The following is a 22,940-nucleotide window of genomic DNA, read 5'->3' as shown; positions in this document are numbered from 1 at the left end:
ATATGACAAAGCATGACAAAGCGGACCGGCTTTTTCAGCGCAGGCCGCGGCGGAACTGGTCCGGGGTACCGCCGCTCTGGCGGCGAAACATGGCGATGAAGGCCGAGGCCGTGCTGTAGCCCAGTTCCAGCGCGATCGCCTGCACGGTGTCGCCCTGTTCCAGCAGGGGCAGGGCCGCCAGGAAGCGCTGGCGCTGGCGCCATTCGCCGAACGGCATGCCCAGTTCGCGCTGGCAGCGGCGCGCCAGCGTGCGTTCGGTCACATGCAATTGTGCGGCCCACTCGGCCAGTGAGCGGTTACTCCCCGGCTCCGCCTGCAGGGCGGCCAGCAGCGCCGCGATGACGGGCTCGTCGCTGCCGGGCAGGTAGTTGCGGCTGCACGGCGCCAGCTGCAACTGGTCGACCAGCACTTGCGCCAGGCGCTGGTCGGCCTCGGTGGTGGGCGTGGTGACGCCCCTTTCGGCGAAGTCGCCAAGTATGGCTTTGAGCAAGGGACTCAATACCAGCGCGCACGGCTGCGCCGGCAGCCGGTCGCACAGGCTGGCATCGATGTAGGCCGAGTGAAACACGACATCCTGGCGGATATAGCCGTCGTGCAAGGTCTCGGGCGGTATCCACACGGCGTACTGGGGCGGCGACAGATAGCGCTGGCCCGCCACCATGATTTCCATCACGCCCGTGGAGCAATACGTGAGCTGGCCCCAGGGATGGCTCTGGTAATCGAATTGCTGGTGCGCGTGGTAATCGTCGAGGCGAAAGTACACGGGATAGGGCAGGGTGTCGGAAACGGCGGGGAAATGCTGGTTGCTGGCCATGGAGTCTTTGTCCTGTTCTTCGCATCGTTTGTCCGATTTTCATTATATCCATGGAATCAGACCATGCGAAAATGGCGGTCATTGAATAGTGGAGTTACTTGCATGAAAGCCAAGCATTATCTGTTTCCCGTGATTGCCGTGCTGATCTGGGCCATCAATACCATCGTCAGCAAGATGGCTGTCGGCGTGATCGACCCGGCCGCCATCTCGTTTTACCGCTGGCTGCTGGCCGGCGTGCTGCTGGCGCTCGTGTTTGCCCGCCCCGTGTGGAAGCAGCGGTCCGTGGTGAAACCGTATCTGGGGAAACTGTTTGTGCTGGGTATGCTGGGCATGGTCATGTACCAGTGCCTGGCCTACATCGCCGCGCAGACGACGACGGCCACCAACATGGGCATTCTGGCGTCGATGATGCCGCTGCTGGCCGTGGGCCTGTCCGTATTGGTGTTGAAAGAGGCGCCCACCGTGGGCGGCGTGTTCGGCGGCCTGGTGTCGCTGCTGGGACTCGGCTATCTGCTCAGCCATGGCGACCCGGCCGCGCTGCTCGCCCATGGCGCGGCCGTGGGCGATGCCCTGATGCTGCTGGCTTGTCTGTCGTATGCGGCTTACGGCGTGTTGCTCAAGCGCTGGAAGATTCCCATGAATAACTGGCATTCCTTGCTGATCCAGGTCTGGTGCGCCGTGCCCGTGCTGTTCGTGTATTACCTGAGCCAGTCTGCGCCGCCCGTCACCAGCGCCGGCTTGCCGCTGGTGCTGTTTGCCGGCATCCCCGCCTCGATCATCGCGCCGTTCTTGTGGATGCACGGCCTGGCCAAGCTGGGCCCCAGCCGCGCGACGACCTTGATGAATTTGCTGCCCGTGTTCACGGTGATCATCGCCATGCTGTTCCTCGGGGAAACCTTGCACAGCTATGATGTGATCGGTGGCGGCGTGACGCTGCTGGGCGTGCTGATGGTGCAAACCCTGAAACGTCCATTGAGGCGCGCACAAGCATAGTATTTTTGCTATGCTGGTATTTTGCAAAGGAGCCATCATGGCAAGCGCCGATACCATCGATACCCTGCTGGACGAACTGGAAGCGTTCGGTTTGGCCAATGATGCTGAACATGCCGAGCGCGCCAGCCGCATGCTCAACATCACGCGCGACACGGGCGAATTGCTGGCCGTGCTGGTGCATGCGCGCGGCGCGCGCCGGGTGCTGGAAATCGGCACCTCGAACGGCTATTCCACCCTGTGGCTGGCGCGCGCGGCGCGCTCGCTGGGCGGCAGCGTGGTGACGGTGGAAAAGGCGCAGGATAAGTTCGACATGGCGCATGCCAACTTTGCGCGCGCGCAATTGCAGGGCGTGGTCAAGCAGCTGCTGGCGGACGCGGGCGACGTGCTGCGCGATGCGGCCGATGGCGCCTACGATTTCATCTTCCTCGATTCCGCGCGCCAGCAATATGCCCTATGGTGGCCGCAGCTGGACCGCGCGCTGGCGGCCGGTGGCGTGCTGGTGGTCGACAACGCCAGTTCGCATTACGCGGACATGGCGCCGTTTCTTGACGCCATCCGCGCCGACAGCCGCTATACGGCCTGCCTGGCGACTGTCGGCAAGGGCGAATTCATCGCCGTCAAGTCCGGCAACTGATTCATTACTCTGCGACGATAGCCGCTTCGAGCACGCGCACCAGCGATTCGATGCCTTGCGCGTCGATATCATCGAAGCGGCCGACCAGGGGACTGTCGAGGTCGAACACGCCGATGATCTGGCCCTGCGCAAACACGGGCACCACCAGTTCCGAGCGGGAATTGACGTCACAGGCGATGTGGCCGGGAAACGCGTGCACATCCTGCACGACGATGGACTTGCCTTCGACCACCGTGGTGCCGCACACGCCGCGGCCCTTCTTGATGCGGATGCAGGCCGGCTTGCCCTGAAACGGTCCCAGCACCAGTTCCTCGCCTTTCAGGAAATAAAAGCCGGCCCAGTTCAAGCCCGGCATGGTGTTGAAGACCAGCGAACTGAAGTTGGCTGTATTGGCGATGAAGTCGCTCTCGCCCGACAGCAAGCCTTGCAGCTGCGAGCGCAGGTCCGCATACATGGCTTGCTTGGCTTCGGGGGTATCGGTGCCGTAGGCGGCGTCGCTGAGGGTAAACGTCATGGTCGGGGTGGTGGTCGAAATGGGGAAGGCGTTATGGTAGCGCGTCTGGCGCATCCGCGCGCGGCCTTCACTTTGTCAGATGTTCCTGCGCCAGCTGGCGCAGCAGGGGCAGGGCCGCATGGCCGTGCTCTTCGCGCCAGGCCAGGCCGATGCCGGCCGCCAGCTCCTCGCCCTCCAGCAATGGCCGGTAGGCCACGCCAGCGAGGCGCAGCGCGCGGAACGAATCGGCCAGCAGCGCCATGCCCTTGCCGGCCGCCACATCGCTGAGCAGCACATGGTGGTCCACCGCTTCGCGCAGGAAAGTTGGCGCGAAGCCATGGCGGCGAAATACCTGCTGACAATGGTCGAAAAAGGCGGGCTGGCGCGCCCGTTCGAACCAGTAAATCGGTTCTGCCGCGATGTCGCTCAGACTGAGCTTGCGCTTTTTCGCCAGCCGGTGCCCTGCGGGCAGGGTCAGCATCATGGGCTGGCGCGCCAGCGGCAGCACGGCCAGCTCGAACGTGGCGCTGGGTAGCGCCAGCAGGGCCGCGTCGAGCTGGCCCTTGCGCACGGCAGAGACCAGGCGCGGCGACGGTGCCGCCGTCAGTTCCAGGCGAACATTGCCCAGCTGCCCTTCCAGCGCCGCCAGCAGCGGGCGGAACAGGCCCGCTTCCACCGAACTGGTCAGGCCCAGGCGCAGGCGCGCGGGCGCGCTGTCTTGCCGCAGCGACGTTTGCGCGATATCAAGCAGATCGAGAATGTGCAGCGCCTGCGGCAGCAGGGTGCGGCCCGCCTGCGTCAGGGCCACGCCCTGTGTGTCGCGCTCGAACAATCGCGCGCCCAGCTTGTCTTCCAGTGTCTTGATGGCGCGCGACAGGGGCGGCTGGGTCATGTGCAATTGCTGCGCCGCCTGGCGGAAATTGAGGCAGCGGGCGACGGCGCAAAACAGGCTCAGGGCATGCGTATCGAGGGTTCTCATACCAGAAAGGTATCACGAAATCGCACATTCCCCCGCCTGCCGGCGCGGCGCAGACTGGCCGCTTTGACGTGAGGGAGATCAACATGCAACTGCAACAACGACGCATCGGCCATAGCGGCTTGAGCAGCTCGGCACTGGGCCTGGGCTGCATGGGCATGTCGGAATTTTATGGCGCCACGGACGAGGCGCAATCGCTGGCCACGCTGGAAGCGGCCCTGGCGGCGGGCGTGACCCTGTTCGACACGGCCGACGCCTACGGCTTCGGCCACAACGAGCAATTGCTGGGCCGTTTCCTGGCCAGCCATCGCGGCCAGGCCCTGGTCGCCACCAAGTGCGGCCTGGCGCGCGAGGCGGGCAGCTATGCGCGCCGCGTCGACAATTCCCCCGCGTATATCCGCCAAGCATGCGTAGCGTCGCTGGCGCGCCTGGGCGTGGAGGCCATCGACCTGTTCTATCTGCACCGGCTGAACCTCGATACGCCACTGGAAGAATCGATGGGAGCGCTGGCGCAACTGCTGCAAGAAGGAAAAATTCGCGCCGTGGGCCTGTGCGAAGTGAGCGCCGCCACCTTGCGGCGCGCGGCGGCACTCTGCCCCGTGGCCGCCGTGCAGAGTGAATACTCGCTGTGGACGCGTGAACCGGAACAGGGCGTGCTGGCCGCCTGCCGCGACGTGGGCGCCAGTTTCTTTGCCTACAGCCCGCTGGGGCGCGGTTTCCTGACGGGCGCCATCGCCGATGCGGCCAGTCTCGACGCGGGGGATTTCCGCCAGTTCAATCCCCGTTTCGCGGCCGACAACCTGGCGCGCAATCAGGCCATCGTCGCACAGGTGCGGGACCTGGCACGCGCAAAAGGCTGCACGCCGGCCCAGCTGGCGCTGGCCTGGCTGCTGGCGCAAGGCGATGACATCATCCCCATTCCCGGCACCAAGCGCATCGCGTATTTGCACGACAACCTCGGCGCGCTGGCCGTGCAGCTGGATGGGGCGGAGCTGGCGGCGATGCACGCCGCCTTTCCTTTGGGCATGGCGGCGGGCGCGCGTTATACGGACGAGGGCATGAAGGGCGTGGATGCCTGAAAAAAGTGGGCCGAGCGTACGCCAGCGTACCTAACTGGCGCTTTAGCTGCGTGATAATCGCCAGTGATCTGCTAGCATTCCGGCTGGCCCCAAGCACCCGCGAAGTGGTGCGGGGCCGGGGGATGCAGCATGGATAGAAGGGTGGATGTCAAATTGCTAGATGATGATATTTTCGATATCGAACTGAAGTTATTGCTTGAGGGAATACTGCTGCGCTATCAGCACGATTTCCGCGATTATTCCGTGGCGTCGCTGCGCCGGCGCATGCGCCAGGCCATGCAGCGCTTCGGCTGCGCCAGCCTGTCGCAGTTGCAGGACCGCATCTTGCACGAGCCGGCCATGTTCGCGCAGATGCTGCAGTTCTTTACGGTGCAAGTGAGCGAGATGTTCCGCGATCCCGCGTATTTCCGTGCCTTGCGCGAAAAAGTCGTGCCCGTCCTGCACACCTATCCCTCCATCAAGATCTGGGTGGCCGGTTGCAGCAGCGGCGAAGAGGTGTGGTCGCTGGCCATCTTGCTGGAAGAGGAAGGCTTGCTGGAACGCAGCATGATTTATGCGACCGACATCAATGTCGAGGCGCTGGCCGCCGCCGAAGCGGGCATCTATTCGGTCGAGCGCATCGCCCAGTTCAGCGAAAACTATCAGTTGGCGGGCGGCAAGCGTTCGCTGTCCGACTATTACACGGCCGCCTACAAGGGCGCCATCTTTGACCGGCGCCTGCGGCGGCAGTTCGTCTTCGCCGACCATAGCCTGGCGACGGACAGCGTGTTTTCGGAGGTGCACATGGTTTCCTGCCGTAACGTCATGATTTACTTCAATAAAGACTTGCAAGACCGCAGCCTGGGCCTGTTCCACGAAGCGCTGGTGAACCGGGGCTTCCTGGGCCTGGGCATGAAGGAAAGCCTGCATTTCAGCCGCCATTCGGCCAGCTTCAACGAGCTGAGCCCGGCTGAACGCATCTTCCAGCGGGCCTGATATGTTGCCGACCTGCGACGTGGCGCCACCGCCCGCCGGCCTGCGCCTGATCGCCATCGGCGCCTCGGCCGGCGGCGTGGAAGCGCTGGGCATCGTGCTGCGCGCCTTGCCCGCCACCTGCCGCGCCACCGTGGTGGTGGTGCTGCACCTGGCGCCGGGCCGTTCCAGCCAGTTGCCGCAGCTGTATGCGGCGCGCTGCGCGCTGCCCTTGCGCGAAGCGCAGGACAAGGAGCCGCTGCAAGGGGGCACCGTGTATTTTGCCCCGCCCGATTACCACCTGCAAATCGAACCCGATGGCTGTTTTTCCCTGTCGCAGGAAGAACCCGTGTATTTTTCGCGCCCGTCCATCGATGTCCTGCTGGAAACGGCAGCCTACGCTTACCGGCGCGCCATGCTGGCCATCATCCTGACGGGCGCTTCGGCCGACGGCGCGGCGGGACTGGCGCGCGTGCGGCAACTGGGCGGCAGCGCCTGGGTGCAAGATCCGCAACGGGCCAGTTGTAGCATCATGCCGGCCGCCGCGCTCAAGCTGGCGGGCGCCGACCGGGTGCTCGATTTGCCGCAGATGGCTGCCAGCCTGGCCTTGCTCGGTGATGGCGAACACAAGTGAATGGGAGTGGGGCAGTGCGTGTAATATATGTGAGAATTGAAACAATGTTGATGTTCATATCGAAACACGATGGCATCTTGCCGTTGCGATGCCTGAAGATGATTCCGTGACCGCTCCTATCCATATCCTCGTCGTTGACGACATCGCGCAAAACCTGGTCGCCGCCGAAGCCGTGCTGGCGCGGCCCGGTATTGTGATCCTGAAAGCAAGTTCGGGCGCGCAAGCGCTGGAACTGCTGTTGACGCATGAAGTCGCCCTCGCGCTGATCGACGTGCAAATGCCGCAGATGGACGGTTTTGAATTGGCCGAACTGATGCGCGGTAGCGAACGCACGCGCGGCATCCCCCTGATTTTCCTCACGGCCGCGTCGCGCGAGCCCAGCTACAGTTTCCGTGGCTACGAGGCGGGCGCCGTCGATTTTCTGTACAAGCCTATCGACGTGAAAGCCTTGCAAAGCAAGGTGGCGGTGCTGGTGCAGCTGTTCCAGCAAAAGCGTGAATTGTCGGCCCAGCTCGATGAACTCAAGCATGCGCTGCACCTCAATGAACTGTTCACGGCCGTGCTGGGCCACGACTTGCGCACGCCCCTGTCGGTGGTGATGAACGGCGCCATGCTGTTGCCGATGATGAGCGACCACCCGAAGGTGATCGTCACGGCGCAGCGCATCGAAAGCAGCGCCAAGCGCATGGCGCGCATGGTCGACCAACTGCTGGACCTGGCGCGCATCCGTTCCGGCACGATGGAGTTGCGCACCAGCACGCACGACTACCTGGCGCTGGCGCGCGCCATCGTCGAGGAATGCGAGACGGCCGGCCAGGCCCCGCTGGTCGAAGTCAGCAGTGTCGGCGAGCTGCACGGGCAATGCGATGCGGGTTTGCTGTCGCAAGTCATCTCGAATCTCTTGTGCAATGCCATCACGCATGGCGAGGCGGGCAAGCCGGTGCAACTGTCCCTCGACGGGCGCGCCGCCGACTGCATTGAGTTGCGCATCGCTAACCGTGGCGTGATTCCCGCTGCCTTGCTGCCGACCCTGTTCGAGCCGTTCCAGCAAGCGGGCGAGAAGCGCCGGACGGGGCAGGGCCTGGGACTGGGCCTGTACACGGTGAACATGTTCGTCAAGGCCCACGGCGGTACGGTAGAGATCAGTTCGACGGCCACGCAGGGCACGCTGGCGACGGTGCGCATCCCGCGCCAGTGCCAGGTGCGCGTGCAAGCGGGACTGGCCACATGAGCGGCGACATGCGCGCGCCAGCCTGGCCGTCCGGCGGCGGCAGCATGGGCGAACTGGTGCGCCAGCATGACTGGTGCGCCACCAGCCTGGGCGCACTCGAAGGCTGGCCCGCCCATTTGCGCACCAGCGTCGACATCATGCTCAATTCGCCGATGGCGATGGTGCTGATGTGGGGCCCGCAGCACGTCATGATTTACAACGACGACTACATTCCGATCGCCGGGGCGCGCCATCCGGCGGCGCTGGGCGGCACGGTGCCCGCCGTCTGGCCCGAAATCTGGGACTGGAACGCGCGCATCCTCGCAGCGGGATTGCGCGGCGAGACGCAGGTGCACCGCGAGCGCTGTTTGCCGCTGTTGCGTGATGGAAAACCGACGGATGTTTGCTTCGACCTGTTTTATGCGCCCGTGCATGGCGCCGATGGCCAGGTGGACGGCGTGCTGTGCACGGCGCTGGAATTGACGGCGCGCATGGAAGAGGGGCGCCAGCTGAAGCTGGCCACGGCCGAGCTTGGCCAACTCAACACCACCTTGCAGGCCGAGAGCGAGGCCGTGCGCGCGGCCAACCGCCGCCTGGGCGAAGAGCGCGCGCTGCTGCGCGCCCTGTTCCAGCAGGCACCCAGCTTCATGGCGCTGCTGCGCGGGCCGCAGCATGTGTTCGAGCTGGCGAATGAACATTATCTGCGCCTGGTGGGACGCCCCGAATTGGCGCTGCTGGGGGAAACCGTGGAATCGGCTTTGCCTGAAGTCAAGCAACAAGGCTTCATCGAACTGCTCGACCAGGTCTACCGCACGGGCGAACCTTACGAGGGGCGCCAGGTCAAAGTGGATTTGCAGACGGCGGATGGGCAGACGGGCCAGCGCCAGATCGATTTCGTCTACCAGCCCATCAAGGATGACGAGGGCGTGGTCACGGGCATCCTCGTCGAGGGCATCGATGTCACCGAGCGCATGGAAGGCGAGGAGCGCTTGCGCCTGGCCCAGCAGGCAGGCGGCATCGGCACTTTCGAATGGTTCCCCGAGACGGGCGCGATGCTGGTGTCGCCTACCTTCCGCCGCCTGTGGGGTCTTGCCGACGAGGAGGAAGTGACGGAGCGCCTGCTGGTGAGCCTGGTCGATGCGCGCGACCAGCAAAAGGTCGGACCGAGCAAGCTGGACCTGACGCCCAATCCCCTCGAATACGTGGAATACCGCATCCGCCGCCCTGCCGACGGTGCGTTGCGCTGGATTGCGCGCCAGGGCGAGGTGGTGGCCGGCCGCATGCCGGGCCAGCGCCGCTACGTGGGCGTCTCGTTCGACGTGACGGAGCGGCGCCAGATCGAGGATGAACTCAACGCGAGCCAGGAGCGCATGGCGGCCATTTTCGGCCAGGCCTCCGTGGGCTTGTCCGAGCTGGGCCTCGATGGCCGTTTCCAGAGGGTCAACGGGGCCCTGTGCCGCATGCTGGGCCGCTCGGCCGAAGAGCTGCTGAGCCTGAACATGAACGACATCATGCATCCGGCGGATGTGCCCGGCAACAGCGTACTGTTCCGGCGCCTGGTGGAAACGGGCGAGTCTTTCTCGCTTGAAAAACGCTATTTGAAGCCCGACGGCTCGCAGGTGTGGGTGTCGAGCAATGTCAGCCGTCTGGTCGATGAGCAGGGGCATACGCGTTCCCTGATCGCCGTCAAGACCGATATCACGGACCGGCGCCGCGTGGAAAAAGCGCTGCATGAATTGAACGAAACGCTGGAACACCGTGTCGAACAGGAAGTGGCTGAGCGCACCAAGGCCGAAGACGCCTTGCGCCAGGCGCAAAAGATGGAAGCCGTGGGCCAGCTGACGGGCGGCATCGCGCACGACTTCAACAACGTGCTGCAAATCATTTCCGGCAATTTGCATTTGCTGCACCACCTGACGGGCTCGGATGGCCTCATGCGCCAGCGCCTGGACACGGCGATTGCCGCCGTCGAGCGGGGCGCCAAGCTGTCGTCGCACTTGCTGGCGTTTGCGCGGCGTCAACCGTTGAAACCCGTGGTGGCCGACCTGGCCCGCGTGGTGCGCAATATGGATGCGCTGCTGCGGCGCGCCATGGGCGAAGCGATCGACATCGTGCTGGTGGGCGGCGGCGGGCTGTGGAATACCCTGGTCGACCGCAGCCAGATCGAGAACGTCATCCTGAACCTGGCCATCAATGCGCGCGACGCCATGGATGGCGCGGGCAAGCTGACCATCGAACTGGGCAATGTCGTGCTCGACGAACAGTATGTGCACAAGCTGGTTGACGTGCCGGCGGGGCAGTATGTGATGCTGTCGGTGACGGACACGGGCCGCGGCATGAGCGGCCCCGTGCTGCAGCGTGCGTTCGAGCCGTTTTTCACCACCAAGCCGGAAGGCGCGGGCACGGGCCTGGGCCTGTCGATGGCGTATGGTTTCGTCACGCAAAGCCGCGGCCATATCCGCATCTACAGTGAGCCTGGCGTGGGCACGGGAGTCAAAATCTATTTGCCCCGTTCCCTGATGGCCGAAGCGGACGAGGAGCTGGAGTTGAGCGGTGTCGTCACGGGCGGCACGGAAACCGTACTGGTGGTGGAAGACGACGTGGGCGTGCGCACCACCGTGGTCGACATGCTCGGTGCGCTCGGCTATACGGTGCTCAAGGCGGAAGATGGCGAAAGCGCGCTGGCCGTGCTGCACAGTGGCGCGCAGATCGACTTGCTGTTTACGGACGTGATCATGCCAGGTCCCGTCAGCAGCACCGAGATGGCGCGCCAGGCGCGCGAATTGCAGCCCGACATCGCCGTGTTGTTTACCTCGGGCTACGCGCAGGATGTGATCGTGCACGAGGGCAGGCTCGACGCGGGCGTGGAATTGCTCAGCAAGCCGTACCGGCGCGAAGAGCTGGCGCGCAAGCTGCGCCATGTGCTGGCCAACCGCCAGCAGCAAATGCGCGCGCGCCAGTTTGAACGCTCCGGCGCGCCGGTGGCCGGCTCTCCGGCAAGCGGCAGCACGGTGGCCAGCGTGCTGGGAAGCGGTACGCCGGGGCTGGACCTGACTGGCCATGCGCCCGAACCGCAGGGGGACATGCCGACATCGATGAAGATACTCGTGGTGGAAGACAATCTCGATTCCCAACTGATGGTGTGCGAACTGGTGGGCATGCTGGGCCACACGGTCAGCGGCGTGTCCGATGGCGAGGCGGCGTGGAAATTGCTCAACGAGCAAGACTTCGATATCCTGTTTACCGATGTCAGCCTGCCCGGCATGTCCGGCATCGCGCTGGCACGCATGGTGCTGCGCGAGAAACCGGGCATGCGCATCATCTTTTCCACCGGCTATGGCAAGGAATCGATGGATGAACTGGGCTTTTCCGCCAGTGTCTTGCGCAAGCCATATGATTTGACGGAATTACAAGCAGCACTCGACCAACCCTGACGGGCACGCGCCGGCACGGCTTGCCTATCCCATCCGCAGAGGTAAAGATGACTCCTGAACTGACCATGCTGGGCTGTACTTTGGTGCTGGCGCTGGTGCAAATCCTGCTGCCTGCGCTGTTTCGCACGCGCGAAACGGGCACGGCGTATAACGTCAGCGCGCGCGATGGCGACGGGCCGCCCGTGGGCAAGATCACGGGCCGCTTGCAGCGCGCCCAGGCGAACTTGTTTGAAACCCTGCCCCTGTTCGCCGTCGCCGTGCTGATCGCCCACGTGACGGCGCAGGAAAGCGCGCTGACCCTGTACGGCGCGGCTCTGTACCTGGCCGCCCGCGTGTTGTATCTGCCCCTGTACGCGTTCGGCGTGCCCGTCGTGCGCACGCTCGTCTGGTGCGTGTCGATTGCCGGCTTGCTGATGCTGTTCTGGGCCATCCTGTTCGCTTCCTGAGTTTTTCATGCCGTCTGCGGCGCCTGTCCCATGGCAGTGCGCCGGATGCGCGGCCGCCTCCCCTGCGTTTCACAGCACACAAGGCGCAGTGATGATTGCTTCGCTGCCCGCTGCCCGCTGCCCACTAGCTGCTGAGTGTTTGGTACTTTTGGTGGAAAACTGAAAGTAATTGTGCCACCAAGGGCGGGACTCATCCTACATGCGCTCTTGCCATCCTCCTATTTCTTGCGCCCCATGTGCGCACTAAGATGAGAGTTCCCTTGTCATGCGAGGGGCAAGAATTGCATGGTTTGCATTGTTTTTTGCATTGTGTCTGATTCCATCGATCAAGGAGATCATCATGGCCACATCGAGCGACAATAAGCAGCAAGGTAGTAAAGCCGGCAGCAGCAGTGGTAGTAGCGGCAGCGGCGGCAACAAGCAAAGCGATACCAGCAAGCGTGGCTTCGCTTCCATGGACCCTGCCCAGCAGCGCGAAATCGCCAGCGAAGGCGGACGTGCGGCGCATGAAAAGGGCACGGCGCATGAATTCACGTCGGAAGAAGCGCGCCGCGCAGGCAGCCAAAGCCACAAGAACGATGCCAGCCGGCAAAGTGCCGCCAGCTCCAGCTCCAGCGGCTCGCGTGAGAATGCCAGCATGAACCAGGAGGGCAACCGCGACAGTGGCAACAAGCAAAGCGGTGGCTCAGGTTCAGGTTCAAGTTCAGGGTCGGGCTCGTCCGGTTCACGCAACAAGTAGGCGCAAGCCGTAGCAAGGCAAGTCTGGCCGGCGGGAATCGCGCATTGCCGCCGGCCAGTCGCAAAATTTTGATGCAATGCAGCAGGCATGCACTATGATGAAATAGCGGCGCCGGCGACGGCCAAGCCGCAGTCAATCTGCAATCGACTCGCACTTACGATCAGGGGGAAGATGATGGGTAACTCCACTACGCCGCAGCCCGGCAATAGCCAGGGCGGCACGCCGTCCACGCCGGGCAACAAGCAAAGTACGGCCGAGTCGGCCGAGAACTTTGTGCTGGTCGATAGCGAGCAAGGACTCGATATTGGCGACGATCTGTTTTCCATCGGCGAAGTACGGCGCGCCGACCGCTTGCCCCATCATCAGTCCGGTTCCGCCGGCCAGAGCCGGCAGAGCGCTGACGATGCGCCCGACACCACGGGCAGTACGGGCGTCTGAACGGCCCGTCTTGCTTGCCTGAGCATCCCCGCAGGGTCAGCCGTCAAGCGTGTTCGCGCACGCTGGCTGGCCATGCCTGCCTGCGCGCGTGTCAATCAGTAAAGCTCTGTTACAGCTCGACCCGGCCATGTTCGCCCAGGTCTTTCGGTGGCTCGCCCATGATGGCCGCCTTGGCCATCGCATAGAATTGCATCATCTTGCTGGCGCTGCTATCCCAGTACTCGGCCGACTGGATCGTCACCTTGATCAGCGACAGCTTCGGATCGTCGAGTCCACCCGGGAACCAGGCTTTCAACAGCGGATTCCACAATTCCTCCGCCTTCGCGCGGTCCTTCAGCAACTGCGCATGGCCGCAGACGGACACATACAGGCTGTCGCCCGTGTCGACGAAGCTGACATTGACTTGCGGATTGTTCAGCAAGTCGCGCGTGTAGGCGGCCTCGTCCGAGACAAAGAACCAGATCTGCCCTTCGTTGTCGACCTGCTGTTGCGTCAGGGGCCGGCTGGTGAGAGTGCGCATGTCGTCGCTGGTGGTCAGCATGCCGAATTTGACGTCCTTGATCCTGGCCGCGATGCTGGCCAGTTGTTCGCTGGAATACGCTTGCATGGGGTGCTCCCTTGTTGGTTGTCCTGAACAACAGCATAGGCGGATGCGACAAACGGCTCTGTACGGCAGCTTACGTAGCAGGCCAGCTTTGTTTCAAAGCTGTTACAAAACGCTGGCCCGGCGGAGCGCTCCATGTATTGACTTAATAAATGATAATCATTATCATTTGTTTGAAAATATCAACATGCACTTTGATTGAAGGATGGGAATGAAGCACACTGACTTGTCGCGCCACCTGGCCCGCTGCTTGCCGGGAGCGAGCTATGGGTAGTGCGGGCGCCGCAGACAAGGCCAAGAACAACGCCAGCCGCGCCGTCTGGCTGAAGAACTTGCATCAATGGCACTGGATCAGCTCGGCGCTTTGCCTGCTGGGCATGTTTCTGTTCGCCATCACCGGCATCACCCTGAACCACGCTGGCCAGATCGAAGCCAAGCCGGCGATCACGCGCCAGCAGGCGACATTGCCGGCCCCGCTGGTCACGCAACTGGCCGCGTATGCCGCCAGTCACGATGGCGCCAATGCGCCCATGCCGGCCGCCGCCGAGACCTGGCTCAAGCAGCAATGGTCGCTCAATACGGGTGGCCGTCCCGCCGAATGGAGCGTCGACGAAGTTTACCTGCCGTTGCCGAAGGCGGGCGGTGACGCCTGGGTGCGCATCGGCCTGGAAGACGGGGCTGCCGAATATGAATTGACGGACCGGGGCTGGGTATCCTGGCTCAACGATGTCCACAAGGGCCGCAACACGGGCGTGGCCTGGAGCTGGTTCATCGACATTTTTGCCGGCGCCTGCATCGTGTTTTGCCTGACGGGGCTATTGATTTTGAAGTTCCACGCGGCCAACCGGCCATTTACCTGGCCGATGGTTGGCCTCGGTATCTTGATACCTTGCGCGATCGCCTTGCTGTTTATTCACTGATCGTTTTTATTTTTCCTTTTTACAGGCACACCATGAAATTACGCTACTCCCTGGCGCTTGGCCTTCCCCTGATCGGTACGTCGGCAATGGCGGCCGACCTGGCCCTCAAGATTGAGATTCCGCAACTGAACGTGGCGGAATATCACCGTCCCTACGTGGCGGCGTGGCTGGAAACGGCCGATCAAAAGGTCGTCGGCAACCTGACGGTGCTGTATGACGTGAAAAAGAAGGACAAGGCAGGCGAGAAATGGCTGAAGGACATGCGTCAATGGTGGCGCAAGAGCGGTCGCGACCTGGCCATGCCCGTCGACGGCGTCAGCGGCGCCACGCGTGCGCCGGGCGAACATACGCTGACTTTCCCCGGCGCCAAGGCCTTGCTCGACAAGCTGCCGGCCGGCGAATACCAGGTGGTGGTGGAAGCGGCGCGCGAAGCGGGTGGACGCGAACTGGTGCGCGTGCCGTTCCAGTGGCCGCTGAAGTCGGCCCAGTCCGTGCCTGCCAAAGGCAAGGAAGAACTCGGCAATGTCGTCGTCCAACTCAAACCATAAGGCGCACATCATGTTCAAGCAATTCAATAAACCCCTGATCGCCCTGGCGCTGGCCGGCCTGGCCATGAACGCCCACGCCCACCGCGGCTGGATGGTGCCATCGAGCACGATGGTGGAAAGCAAGGACGCCTGGGTGACGGTGGACGCGGCCGTCTCCGATGGCCTGTTCGAGATCGACCACCAGCCGCTGCGCCTGGACGCGCTGCAAGTGACCGGTCCGGATGGCGCGAAAGTGGCGCCGGCGAACACCGTCACGGGCCGCTTGCGCAGCGTCTTCGACGTGAAAATGGAAAAGCCGGGCACGTACAAGGCGGCCATCGTGTCGCAAAACGTGATGGCCAGCTACAAGCAAAATGGTGAGCAGAAACGTTTCCGCGGCAACGAGGAAACCTTCAAGAAAGACATGCCAGCCGATGCGCAAGACGTGAAAATCACGCGCACGGCCAGCCGCCTGGAAACCTTCTTCAGCAATGGCGAAACCAGCACGCAAGTGTTCAAGCCGACGGGCGTGGGCCTGGAATTCGTGCCCGTCACGCACCCGAACGACTTGCGCGCGGGCGAGAAAGCCACCTGGCGCTTCCTGGTCGACGGCAAGCCGGCGGCGAACCAGGCCTTCAGCCTGGTGCCAGGCGGCGTGCGCTACCGTGGCGTGCTCGGTGAAATCCGCCAGAGCACCGATGCCAAGGGCGAGATCACGTTTACGGTGCCGGCAGCCGGCATGTATTACCTGAGCAGCACGTGGCCAGCGGCCGCACCGGCCGTGGCCGGCCAGCCGCCAGCCATGCCCGAGCGCCGCATGACGTACGCGGCTACCGTGGAAGTGCTGCCGCAGTAAGCGGCGGCCTCTTCACGAGCTCGCCGATGCGCCGGGTCCTGCTGCCGCAGCATATTTCCGATCAGGTCGCGCCGCCCGGCGCCGCGATCCGGGACTTGCGCGGCTTGACGATGGGCACCAGCTGGTCGGTGCGCCTGGTCGAGTCCGCCATGCCGGGACGCGCCGGCAGCGCCGACTTGCAGCAGGGCTTGCAGCAACAGCTGGACCTGGTCGTGGCGCAAATGAGCCACTGGAGCGATGCGTCCGACCTGGGCCGTTTCAACCGAGCCGAGCCGGGCAGCTGGCACAGCCTGCCCGCCGCGTTTTGCGAGGTGCTGGGCTTTGCCATGCACGTATCGCAAGCGTCCGGTGGCGCGTACGACCCGTGCGCGGGTGCCCTCGTCAATCTGTGGGGCTTCGGTCCCAGCCATCGCTACGATGAACCGGGCTTCCTGCCGCCGAAAGACGATACGCTGGCGCTGCTGCTGTCGCAGCGCCAGCGCCGCCGCCTGGAGCTGGACTTGCCGGCCCGCCGCGCGCGCCAGCCCGGTGGCTTGCAACTCGATTTGTCGGCCGTGGCCAAGGGCTATGGCGTGGACCGCCTGGCCCGCTACCTGGATAGCCAGGGCATCGGCCATTACCTGGTCGAAGTGGGCGGCGAGCTGCGCGGCGCCGGCAGCAAGCCCGACGGCCAGCCGTGGTGGGTGATGCTGGAACAGGTCGATGGTGCGGCCGATAGTGCCGATCATGCCAAGCATCCGCCGGAAATGTTGCTGGCGCTGCATGGCTTGTCCGTAGCGACCTCGGGCGACTACCGGCGTTTTTTCCAGGACGGCACGGTGCGTTTTTCCCATACGATCGATCCGCGCAGCGGCATGCCGATCGCTAATCAACTCGCTTCCGTCACTGTCGTGCATGAGCAATGCATGGCGGCCGACGCCTGGTCGACGGCCCTGACGGTGCTGGGACCAGACGCTGGCATGGTGCTGGCCGAAGAGCAGGGCCTGGCCGCGCGCTTCCTGCGGCGCGACGGCGATGGCTACCACGAAACGCTGAGCAGCCACATGCTGGCCATGCTCGACGAATGAACAGTTATTTCCCATGATTTTTACGCACGATACGACGCGGCTGGCCTTGCTGGCCACCTTGTCCCTCAGCTACGCGGGCGTATGCCTGGCGCCCTGGCTGCGCGCACGCGCCAAGCGCCGCGCGTCCGCTGCCGCCAGGGCAGCGCTGGCCAACAATCCGGCCTGGCTGGTGGCGTATGCGAGCCAGACGGGCAATGCCGAGGAACTGGCCACGCAAACGGCGCAGAGCCTGCAACTGGCCGGCATCCCCGTGCGCCTGTGCGCGCTGGCCGAACTCACGGCCATGGATCTGCAACAAGCGGAACGGGCCTTGTTCCTGGTCAGCACGTATGGCGAAGGCGATGCGCCCGACAATGCGGCCGCCTTCATGGGCCGATTGATGACGGGCGAACTGGCGCTGCCGCAATTGCATTACGCCGTGCTGGCCCTGGGCGACCGCAGCTATGGCCAGTTTTGCGGCTTCGGCCGCGCGCTCGATGCCTGGCTGGCTACGCAGGGCGCCTCGCGCCTGTTTCAACGCATCGAGGTCGACCGCAGCGCGAGCGCCGCCATCGAACAATGGTTCCAGCACCTGAGCCACCTGGCCGGCACCAGCGACGCGCCAGACTGGAGCGCCCCCGCCTTCGGCGACTGGCGTTTGACGCAAAGGCAGCTGCTTAATCCGGGCAGCGCCGGTGGCGCCATCTATCATGTGGAACTGGCGCCCGTGTCAGGCAGCTTGCCGGATTGGCAGTCGGGCGACCTGGTGCAAGTGGCCGCGCCGGCCGACCCATCGCAACCGCGCGAATATTCGATCGCCTCGATTCCGCGCGATGGCAGCGTGCATTTGCTGGTGCGCCAGCATGCGCATCCCGACGGCAGCCTGGGCCTGGCCTCGGGCTGGCTCACGGCGCAGGCGTCTGTCGGTGACGTGGTGCAGCTGCGCCTGCGCCAGCACAAACGCTTTCGCCTGGAAGACAATGCCCAGAGGCCGTTGATTTTGATCGGCAACGGCAGCGGCATCGCCGGCTTGCGCGGGCATTTGAAAAGCCGCGTGCTGGCAGGGCAACAGCGCAACTGGCTGATCTTTGGCGAGCGCAACGCGGCCCACGATTTCCATTATCGCGAAGAAATTGAACAGTGGCACGCCAGTGGTGATTTACCGCGCCTGGACCTGGCGTTTTCGCGCGACCAGGCCGAGCGCACCTACGTGCAAGACCGCCTGCGCGGCAATGCCGATGAAATCACATTGTGGCTGCAGCAGGGCGCGGCCATCTACATTTGCGGCAGCCTGGCCGGCATGGCCGGCGGCGTCGACCAGGCCCTGCAGGAGATGCTGGGCCGGCCCGCGCTCGACGCGCTGGCAGCCGAGGGGCGCTACCGGCGCGACGTGTATTAATACAGACGGGCTGCTTACGGCTGGAGCGCGGCCAGCGGCGCCGTGTCCATCTCGCCGCTTACTTCCTGCAGACCGCGCGCCAGGCTGGAAATGCTGGGGTTGTCGATGAAGACGCAGCGCTTGCCCGTGCGCTTGCAATAATCCTTGACGCGCCAGTAGGCGCTGTGGCTGATGCAGCCCGTCTGGCAAATCACCAGGTCGGCCGCCGCCAGGCTCGAATCGAGCAGGTTGGCATTGTCTTCCAGGCCGCCGTCGTGGTGGGCGAACTGCGCGCCGACCCGCTCGATCAGGGCGCGGTAGGTGGCGACATTGCCGCTGCGCCCGCCCACGCACAAGACGCTTTGATCGACCAGGCGGATCGGCATTTTCAGCTTGCCGCCCGTCGGCACTTCAAGCTTCGGCGCCGGTGGCGGCACGGCGGCGCTTGGACGTGGCTGGGCCTGCTTCAATTCCGCGATTTGCTGGCGTAATTCTTTTTCGCGCTCATCCATTTGCGCCAGGCGTTCGACCAGGCGCGTGCGCGATTCCAGTGCCGGGATGGCGGCCTGCAATTGCGCCAGCTCACAGCGCAAGCCGTCGATGACGCTGTCCTTGCCGATCGAGTCAGCCCGCGTGCGCAGCAGCACGGCTTCCTGACGTTCCAGTTCGCCCGTCTTTTCCATCAGCATGGCCTGGCTGCGCTGTTGCAGCTTGGCCAGTTCGTGCGTCAGGCGCGCATTTTCTTCCTGCAAGGCGGAAAATTTTCCCATGTCGGCGCGCACGCAGGCGCCGGCCTGGTGCTGGATCATGTGCAAGTCGCGGCACATCTGCTCTTCCAGCTCGGCGTCGCAGCGCGGGTGTGTCAGGCCGGCCCAGAAGGCACCCGACACGTCGCCGTTGGCGACGGCCGTGCGCCACAGTTGCGCTACCTGCTCCGTGGTCTTGGCGCCGCGAAAGCGCAGGATGACGGGAGCGTAGCGGCGTTCGAGTTCCTTTTGCAGCGCTTCGGACAGGCGGTTGCGCACCCCGCATTCCGTCACGGCACCCACATGCACTTCGTAGTCGTCGGCCAGCACGCGTCCGCCCGTCATCTTGCCCACCAGCTTGCGCAGGTAGCCCAATGGCAAGCCCACGCCGACCAGCGGACAATGGCAGGTGTGCGACAGTTCCCACAGCCGGCGGCGGCGCGAAGCGAGCGCGGCCGTTTCGGCCTCGCCGCTGGAACAATTGCTGATCACGGGCAGGGACTGGTCTTTGTCACACATGGCGATATCCTGTTGGGGAGTGAGAGGTGTTGAAGAGAACTATTGCGGCAGGGGCGAGGCAGGGCGCCTGGCGCTCAGCAGGCGTAGCAGGCGCTCGAACCAGGTGGTCTTTGGCGGCGCGGGCCGGTGCAGCGCCACCAGGGCGGCCCATTGCTGCGACAGTTGCTGGCAGGTCGCTTGCAACACGGGACCCAGGCCGGGCGAACTGGACAGCACTTGCAGGTGGCGTTCGATGACGCCCGCCAGTTTCTCGCAGGGACTGCCCGCATGGTAGTGCGACATCAGGTGCAGCACGGCCGACAGCAGCAATTCAGGCTGCTGGCCTTGCGGGGAAGGAAACATCGGGGAAGGTCGGTCGTTCGCCATCAAACACTCCTGTGCGGGTGGTTTGGCTGGCTGCGCGCACGGGGCGCGACTGGCTGGCGAGTGTGGTGACTGGCTGCCGTGCTGCTTCAGGCAGTCAGGATCAGCTTGTTCAATTGGGTGACGCGCAGGCGATAGATCTTGCCGCTGTGCTCAATCTCCACTTCGCGGCCCTGCTGCAGCAGGGCTTCGCTGGTGATGCGGCGCGCCGGCTGGGCCATGCTGACGGGAGGACGGACGTGGGCAGTAGCGGCATCCTGGATCAAGGCTGGTTTTGAGCTGTGCATGTTGGGCTTTCTTTGTCTCAGTTGAGAATGATTCGTATTTGCATTATTGTTGAATGTGGCCCGAAAAGCAAGGCTTATTTGTGCCCGATGCAGGCTTTTTTTTGACTGCAGGGGAGGGGAGTGCCGTGTGCGTGGCGCGCGGTGGCGCCAGCGGGCGGGAGAAGGGGCGGACAGCAAAAAAGACCCGGCAAGGCGGTGTGCCTTGACCGGGTCAAGCCTGTGCCAAGCTTGAAGGAATCGGGATGACTTAAATAGTGGCCAGCAATTGCGCCGAGGCGGTGGTGGCGGCCGTGGTGTCGGCCTTGAGCTTGGCGGCGGCCAGCTGCTTGGCGCGCGAGCGCGAGGGCGGCAGGCGGCGCAGGGTTTTCAGGGCGTCCGGGTCCTTGATGCCGATGGTGCGCTGGTCGACCGAGATCAGGCCGATTTCATTGAAGGCGGACAGGGTGCGGCTGACCGTTTCCAGGGTCAGGCCCAGGTAGCTGCCGATTTCATGGCGCGTCATGCGCAGGTTGAACAGCTTGCTCGAGTAGCCCATCTGCGCGAAGCGGTCGGCCAGCGAGACGAGGAAGCGCGCCACGCGGGCTTCGGCGCTGAGGGCGCCGAGCATGCCGATCATGGCTTGCTCGCGCACCAGTTCGCGGCTCATCACGCCGTACATGACGTTTTCCAGTTCCAGGTGCACGCGGCCCAGCGCCGTCAGCTTCTTGAACGGCAGCAGGATCAGGTCGCAGTCGGACAGGGCCACCGCTTCCGAGGAGTAATGGCGCGAGTGGATGCCGTCGACGCCCAGCATGTCGCCCTTCATGGGAAAGCTGAGTACCTGCTCATTGCCGAATTCGTCGATGAGCACGGTTTTCAGGAAGCCCGAATTGACGATGTACAGGGTGTCGAACGGTTGGCCGATGGTGTGCACGCGCTGGCCCGTCTTGAATTGCACGTGCTGGAACAGCAGTTCATCGGCGGCGATGGTGCAGGCGCTGGAGATATGCAGCAGGTCGCACACCTCCTTCAGGTTCGACCATAGCCGCCCCTGGCGCTGACGCCCCGCTTCCATCGGAGAGGAGGGGGGCAGCGATGGCGCGGCAGCGCGGGTTTCAGGCGTTTGCGTGGACAGCATGTTCATCTCCTGGTGACAGGTAGTGCAGAGTTGAATGACAAGGTGCACAGGGCGGCGGGCAAGGATGGGGCGGCGCGCGTCCAGGCGGATAAATCTCAATGCGCTGAAGACTTGCTGTGTGATGAAATAACTTCCCAGCAACTTGATGACTGGTTTCAGTATGCCAACAACCGTATGCAATTAATATCAGCAGTGGCTGAATATGGCAGTAGGAGCTATGGCAGCTGATGTAGGATTGTTCCTACGGCGGCGCGCGCGGGCCGCTCAGGTCTTGAAGGGGGAAAGCAGGCGGTGTGCCACGGCATACTGCACCATTTCCGACAGCGAACTCATGCCCATCTTTTGCATGATGCGCGTCTTGTGCGTACTCACGGTTTTCACGCTCAGGTGCAGATTGTTGGCGATTTCCGTGATCGACTTGCCTGCCACCAGCAGGGAAAAGACTTCGAACTCGCGGTCCGACAGCTGTTTGTGCAGCAGGCTTTCATTCGGCATCATGATGTTGAGCACAAGCTGCTCTGCCACCTCGGCGCTGATGTAGGGGCGGCCCGACGCCACCTTGTGGATGGCGCCCACCAGCTGGGTTCCCGCGCTTTCCTTGGTCAGATAGCCTTGCGCGCCGGCGCGGATGGCGCGCACCGCATATTGCTCTTCCTCGTGCATGGTGAGGATCAGGATGGCCAGCTTGGGGGCCTCGCTGCGGATTTGCCGGATCAGGTCGACGCCGCTGCGGCCCGGCATCGACAGGTCGAGCAGCAACAGGTCGAAGCCGCCCTGGCGCACGTGGTTGAGTACCTCAAAGCCGTCGATGGCTTCGCCCACGATGTCGATGTCCGGCGCGCCGTCAAGGATGCGTTTCAATCCTTCCCGCATGATGGTGTGGTCGTCGGCAATCACAATACGTATCATAGGCGCGCAATCTGGAAGCGTGTAAGGTGTCCTGGCCGTTTCGTGGCGGCCGGCCAGGTGTTAAGAAACGAGAAACGTTGTCATTTTAACTGAAAAGGCCGCAGTGTTGCCTTTTACCCGCGCAGTGCGATGCGGCGGCCTGCGTGGCCATGTGACCCCTTATTTTGACGGGGGTTCCTTGATCAGCCTATGCACGAGCACTGGCAATTTAGAGTGCGACAGCACTTTGTTGGTCACGCTGCCGAGCAGCAATTGCCCCCAGCCGCTGCGGCCATGCGAGCCCATGAAGATCAGGTCGCAGTGCTGCAATTGCGCCACTTCCACGATTTTCAGGGCCGGGCTGTCGGAAAAGGCCGTCAGGCCCGTCGCTTCCAGGCCCCGCTTGGCGGCCGCGTCGAGGATGGGCTGCCAGTGGTCGGCGCCCGCCTTGCGCATGGCGATGCGGTACTCCTCTTCGCTGGGATAGCTGGGTGGAATGATTTCGATGTACACCGGGTACTGGTACTCGGGCGCCACGTACACGGCAAGGATGTCGGCTTGCATCTGTTCGGCAAAGGCAACGCCGGCACAGGCCGTCAGGTTGGAGACGGTGGAGCCGTCCGTGGCGATCAGAATTTTCTTATACATGGCAGGTCCTTTGGCGGTGACTCAGCGCGTGCAACGCCCCTTATTGTAGGCGCGGCAGCAGCATGGTATTCATGTAAAGACTTGATAATTATCAATACTATTGCACCTTCAGTATAGACAACATTGGCAGAAAGATCGTGTTTTAGCCGCAACGCCAGGCATGAACACTGTTGCGCAGCCGCCCGCGAGCAGGATTTCTT

General features: G+C 63.6%; 25 protein-coding genes. 15 read left to right on the top strand and 10 right to left on the bottom strand.

Annotated features, from left to right (window positions below):
• Window positions 1-34: 34 nt before the first annotated feature.
• On the bottom strand, window positions 35-814 hold the full coding sequence (locus C8C92_RS21825) for a helix-turn-helix transcriptional regulator (RefSeq protein WP_116745216.1): 780 nt from the start codon (window positions 812-814) through the stop codon (window positions 35-37).
• Between the two features lie 102 nt (window positions 815-916).
• Here C8C92_RS21825 and C8C92_RS21820 point away from each other — a divergent pair, with 102 nt between their 5' ends.
• Entirely contained in the window at window positions 917-1,807 is an 891-nt protein-coding gene (locus C8C92_RS21820) for a DMT family transporter (protein ID WP_116745215.1), read from the top strand.
• Window positions 1,808-1,844: 37 nt separating this feature from the next.
• Entirely contained in the window at window positions 1,845-2,441 is a 597-nt protein-coding gene (locus C8C92_RS21815; RefSeq protein WP_116746085.1) for a class I SAM-dependent methyltransferase, read from the top strand.
• Between the two features lie 4 nt (window positions 2,442-2,445).
• On the opposite strand, the gene C8C92_RS21810 is transcribed toward C8C92_RS21815, so the two are convergent.
• A complete protein-coding gene (locus tag C8C92_RS21810; protein WP_116746084.1) occupies window positions 2,446-2,955 on the bottom strand; it encodes a GAF domain-containing protein in 510 nt (169 codons plus the stop codon).
• Between the two features lie 67 nt (window positions 2,956-3,022).
• A complete protein-coding gene (locus C8C92_RS21805) occupies window positions 3,023-3,913 on the bottom strand; it encodes a LysR family transcriptional regulator (protein WP_243420320.1) in 891 nt (296 codons plus the stop codon).
• 83 nt (window positions 3,914-3,996) lie between these two features.
• Between C8C92_RS21805 and C8C92_RS21800 the strand changes: the two genes are divergently transcribed.
• The 8 genes from C8C92_RS21800 (at window position 3,997) to C8C92_RS21765 (ending at window position 12,841) form a co-directional block, all read left to right on the top strand.
• Entirely contained in the window at window positions 3,997-4,989 is a 993-nt protein-coding gene (locus C8C92_RS21800) for an aldo/keto reductase (RefSeq protein WP_207781033.1), read from the top strand.
• A gap of 129 nt (window positions 4,990-5,118) precedes the next feature.
• Complete coding sequence (locus C8C92_RS21795) at window positions 5,119-5,964, top strand: CheR family methyltransferase (protein ID WP_207781032.1); 846 nt, start codon at window positions 5,119-5,121, stop codon at window positions 5,962-5,964.
• 1 nt (window position 5,965) lies between these two features.
• On the top strand, window positions 5,966-6,574 hold the full coding sequence (locus C8C92_RS21790; protein WP_116745214.1) for a chemotaxis protein CheB: 609 nt from the start codon (window positions 5,966-5,968) through the stop codon (window positions 6,572-6,574).
• A gap of 106 nt (window positions 6,575-6,680) precedes the next feature.
• Window positions 6,681-7,805 carry a hybrid sensor histidine kinase/response regulator gene (locus C8C92_RS21785; protein ID WP_116746080.1) on the top strand — a complete coding sequence of 375 codons (1,125 nt, stop codon included), beginning with the start codon at window positions 6,681-6,683 and terminating at the stop codon, window positions 7,803-7,805.
• Window positions 7,802-11,218 (top strand): PAS domain S-box protein, encoded by a 3,417-nt coding sequence (locus C8C92_RS21780; protein ID WP_243420319.1) that lies wholly within the window; start codon window positions 7,802-7,804, stop codon window positions 11,216-11,218. The genes C8C92_RS21785 and C8C92_RS21780 overlap by 4 nt, the downstream gene beginning before the upstream one ends.
• Window positions 11,219-11,265: 47 nt before the next feature.
• The gene (locus C8C92_RS21775) at window positions 11,266-11,664 is read left to right on the top strand and encodes an MAPEG family protein (protein WP_116745213.1); all 399 of its coding nucleotides are present in this window, start codon (window positions 11,266-11,268) and stop codon (window positions 11,662-11,664) included.
• Between the two features lie 340 nt (window positions 11,665-12,004).
• Window positions 12,005-12,403 (top strand): KGG domain-containing protein, encoded by a 399-nt coding sequence (locus C8C92_RS21770; RefSeq protein ID WP_116746078.1) that lies wholly within the window; start codon window positions 12,005-12,007, stop codon window positions 12,401-12,403.
• A 174-nt stretch (window positions 12,404-12,577) separates the two neighbouring features.
• Complete coding sequence (locus C8C92_RS21765; protein WP_165829519.1) at window positions 12,578-12,841, top strand: hypothetical protein; 264 nt, start codon at window positions 12,578-12,580, stop codon at window positions 12,839-12,841.
• 109 nt (window positions 12,842-12,950) lie between these two features.
• Here the strand turns inward: C8C92_RS21765 and C8C92_RS21760 are convergent, their stop codons facing one another.
• A complete protein-coding gene (locus tag C8C92_RS21760) occupies window positions 12,951-13,448 on the bottom strand; it encodes a pyridoxamine 5'-phosphate oxidase family protein (RefSeq protein WP_116745211.1) in 498 nt (165 codons plus the stop codon).
• 263 nt (window positions 13,449-13,711) lie between these two features.
• On the opposite strand from C8C92_RS21760, the gene C8C92_RS21755 reads away from it, so the two are divergent.
• Genes C8C92_RS21755 through C8C92_RS21735 form a run of 5 tightly spaced genes read left to right on the top strand, consistent with a single transcriptional unit; the run spans window position 13,712 to window position 18,193 of the window.
• Window positions 13,712-14,365: a PepSY-associated TM helix domain-containing protein gene (locus C8C92_RS21755; RefSeq protein WP_116745210.1), complete on the top strand. Its 654-nt coding sequence runs from the start codon at window positions 13,712-13,714 to the stop codon at window positions 14,363-14,365.
• A 32-nt stretch (window positions 14,366-14,397) separates the two neighbouring features.
• Window positions 14,398-14,913, top strand: coding sequence for a DUF2271 domain-containing protein (locus C8C92_RS21750; RefSeq protein WP_034783417.1), 516 nt, complete (start codon window positions 14,398-14,400; stop codon window positions 14,911-14,913).
• 10 nt (window positions 14,914-14,923) lie between these two features.
• On the top strand, window positions 14,924-15,748 hold the full coding sequence (locus C8C92_RS21745) for a DUF4198 domain-containing protein (protein ID WP_116745209.1): 825 nt from the start codon (window positions 14,924-14,926) through the stop codon (window positions 15,746-15,748).
• A 26-nt stretch (window positions 15,749-15,774) separates the two neighbouring features.
• Window positions 15,775-16,815: an FAD:protein FMN transferase gene (locus C8C92_RS21740; protein ID WP_116745208.1), complete on the top strand. Its 1,041-nt coding sequence runs from the start codon at window positions 15,775-15,777 to the stop codon at window positions 16,813-16,815.
• Between the two features lie 13 nt (window positions 16,816-16,828).
• Window positions 16,829-18,193: a sulfite reductase subunit alpha gene (locus C8C92_RS21735; protein ID WP_116745207.1), complete on the top strand. Its 1,365-nt coding sequence runs from the start codon at window positions 16,829-16,831 to the stop codon at window positions 18,191-18,193.
• 14 nt (window positions 18,194-18,207) lie between these two features.
• Here C8C92_RS21735 and C8C92_RS21730 read toward each other — a convergent pair whose 3' ends face one another.
• From C8C92_RS21730 to C8C92_RS21705, 6 genes are all read right to left on the bottom strand, one after another.
• Window positions 18,208-19,437 carry a DUF2325 domain-containing protein gene (locus tag C8C92_RS21730; protein ID WP_116745206.1) on the bottom strand — a complete coding sequence of 410 codons (1,230 nt, stop codon included), beginning with the start codon at window positions 19,435-19,437 and terminating at the stop codon, window positions 18,208-18,210.
• A 39-nt stretch (window positions 19,438-19,476) separates the two neighbouring features.
• Window positions 19,477-19,803 (bottom strand): hypothetical protein, encoded by a 327-nt coding sequence (locus C8C92_RS21725; protein ID WP_099762843.1) that lies wholly within the window; start codon window positions 19,801-19,803, stop codon window positions 19,477-19,479.
• 86 nt (window positions 19,804-19,889) lie between these two features.
• Window positions 19,890-20,087, bottom strand: a complete 198-nt coding sequence (locus C8C92_RS21720) for a hemin uptake protein HemP (RefSeq protein WP_071076091.1) — start codon at window positions 20,085-20,087, stop codon at window positions 19,890-19,892.
• A 247-nt stretch (window positions 20,088-20,334) separates the two neighbouring features.
• Window positions 20,335-21,141 carry a helix-turn-helix domain-containing protein gene (locus C8C92_RS21715; protein WP_116746077.1) on the bottom strand — a complete coding sequence of 269 codons (807 nt, stop codon included), beginning with the start codon at window positions 21,139-21,141 and terminating at the stop codon, window positions 20,335-20,337.
• 327 nt (window positions 21,142-21,468) lie between these two features.
• A complete protein-coding gene (locus tag C8C92_RS21710; protein ID WP_034750556.1) occupies window positions 21,469-22,113 on the bottom strand; it encodes a response regulator transcription factor in 645 nt (214 codons plus the stop codon).
• Between the two features lie 159 nt (window positions 22,114-22,272).
• Window positions 22,273-22,740, bottom strand: coding sequence for a universal stress protein (locus C8C92_RS21705; RefSeq protein WP_071076092.1), 468 nt, complete (start codon window positions 22,738-22,740; stop codon window positions 22,273-22,275).
• Window positions 22,741-22,940: the final 200 nt, after the last annotated feature.

Source organism: Janthinobacterium sp. 78 (assembly GCF_003096775.1).
GTDB classification, from domain to species: Bacteria; Pseudomonadota; Gammaproteobacteria; order Burkholderiales; family Burkholderiaceae_D; genus Janthinobacterium; species Janthinobacterium tructae.
Note: the sequence above shows the minus strand (reverse complement) of the source record. Positions and strands in the feature narration are given on the sequence as shown.

Coding starts and splice junctions, on each gene's coding strand:
- C8C92_RS21825 (WP_116745216.1), bottom strand. CDS start 814: ATGGCCAGCAACCAGCATTTCCCCGCCGTTTCCGACACCCTGCCCTAT.
- C8C92_RS21820 (WP_116745215.1), top strand. CDS start 917: ATGAAAGCCAAGCATTATCTGTTTCCCGTGATTGCCGTGCTGATCTGG.
- C8C92_RS21815 (WP_116746085.1), top strand. CDS start 1,845: ATGGCAAGCGCCGATACCATCGATACCCTGCTGGACGAACTGGAAGCG.
- C8C92_RS21810 (WP_116746084.1), bottom strand. CDS start 2,955: ATGACGTTTACCCTCAGCGACGCCGCCTACGGCACCGATACCCCCGAA.
- C8C92_RS21805 (WP_243420320.1), bottom strand. CDS start 3,913: ATGAGAACCCTCGATACGCATGCCCTGAGCCTGTTTTGCGCCGTCGCC.
- C8C92_RS21800 (WP_207781033.1), top strand. CDS start 3,997: ATGCAACTGCAACAACGACGCATCGGCCATAGCGGCTTGAGCAGCTCG.
- C8C92_RS21795 (WP_207781032.1), top strand. CDS start 5,119: ATGGATAGAAGGGTGGATGTCAAATTGCTAGATGATGATATTTTCGAT.
- C8C92_RS21790 (WP_116745214.1), top strand. CDS start 5,966: ATGTTGCCGACCTGCGACGTGGCGCCACCGCCCGCCGGCCTGCGCCTG.
- C8C92_RS21780 (WP_243420319.1), top strand. CDS start 7,802: ATGAGCGGCGACATGCGCGCGCCAGCCTGGCCGTCCGGCGGCGGCAGC.
- C8C92_RS21775 (WP_116745213.1), top strand. CDS start 11,266: ATGACTCCTGAACTGACCATGCTGGGCTGTACTTTGGTGCTGGCGCTG.
- C8C92_RS21770 (WP_116746078.1), top strand. CDS start 12,005: ATGGCCACATCGAGCGACAATAAGCAGCAAGGTAGTAAAGCCGGCAGC.
- C8C92_RS21765 (WP_165829519.1), top strand. CDS start 12,578: ATGGGTAACTCCACTACGCCGCAGCCCGGCAATAGCCAGGGCGGCACG.
- C8C92_RS21760 (WP_116745211.1), bottom strand. CDS start 13,448: ATGCAAGCGTATTCCAGCGAACAACTGGCCAGCATCGCGGCCAGGATC.
- C8C92_RS21755 (WP_116745210.1), top strand. CDS start 13,712: ATGGGTAGTGCGGGCGCCGCAGACAAGGCCAAGAACAACGCCAGCCGC.
- C8C92_RS21750 (WP_034783417.1), top strand. CDS start 14,398: ATGAAATTACGCTACTCCCTGGCGCTTGGCCTTCCCCTGATCGGTACG.
- C8C92_RS21745 (WP_116745209.1), top strand. CDS start 14,924: ATGTTCAAGCAATTCAATAAACCCCTGATCGCCCTGGCGCTGGCCGGC.
- C8C92_RS21740 (WP_116745208.1), top strand. CDS start 15,775: ATGCGCCGGGTCCTGCTGCCGCAGCATATTTCCGATCAGGTCGCGCCG.
- C8C92_RS21735 (WP_116745207.1), top strand. CDS start 16,829: ATGATTTTTACGCACGATACGACGCGGCTGGCCTTGCTGGCCACCTTG.
- C8C92_RS21730 (WP_116745206.1), bottom strand. CDS start 19,437: ATGTGTGACAAAGACCAGTCCCTGCCCGTGATCAGCAATTGTTCCAGC.
- C8C92_RS21725 (WP_099762843.1), bottom strand. CDS start 19,803: ATGGCGAACGACCGACCTTCCCCGATGTTTCCTTCCCCGCAAGGCCAG.
- C8C92_RS21720 (WP_071076091.1), bottom strand. CDS start 20,087: ATGCACAGCTCAAAACCAGCCTTGATCCAGGATGCCGCTACTGCCCAC.
- C8C92_RS21715 (WP_116746077.1), bottom strand. CDS start 21,141: ATGGAAGCGGGGCGTCAGCGCCAGGGGCGGCTATGGTCGAACCTGAAG.
- C8C92_RS21710 (WP_034750556.1), bottom strand. CDS start 22,113: ATGATACGTATTGTGATTGCCGACGACCACACCATCATGCGGGAAGGA.
- C8C92_RS21705 (WP_071076092.1), bottom strand. CDS start 22,740: ATGTATAAGAAAATTCTGATCGCCACGGACGGCTCCACCGTCTCCAAC.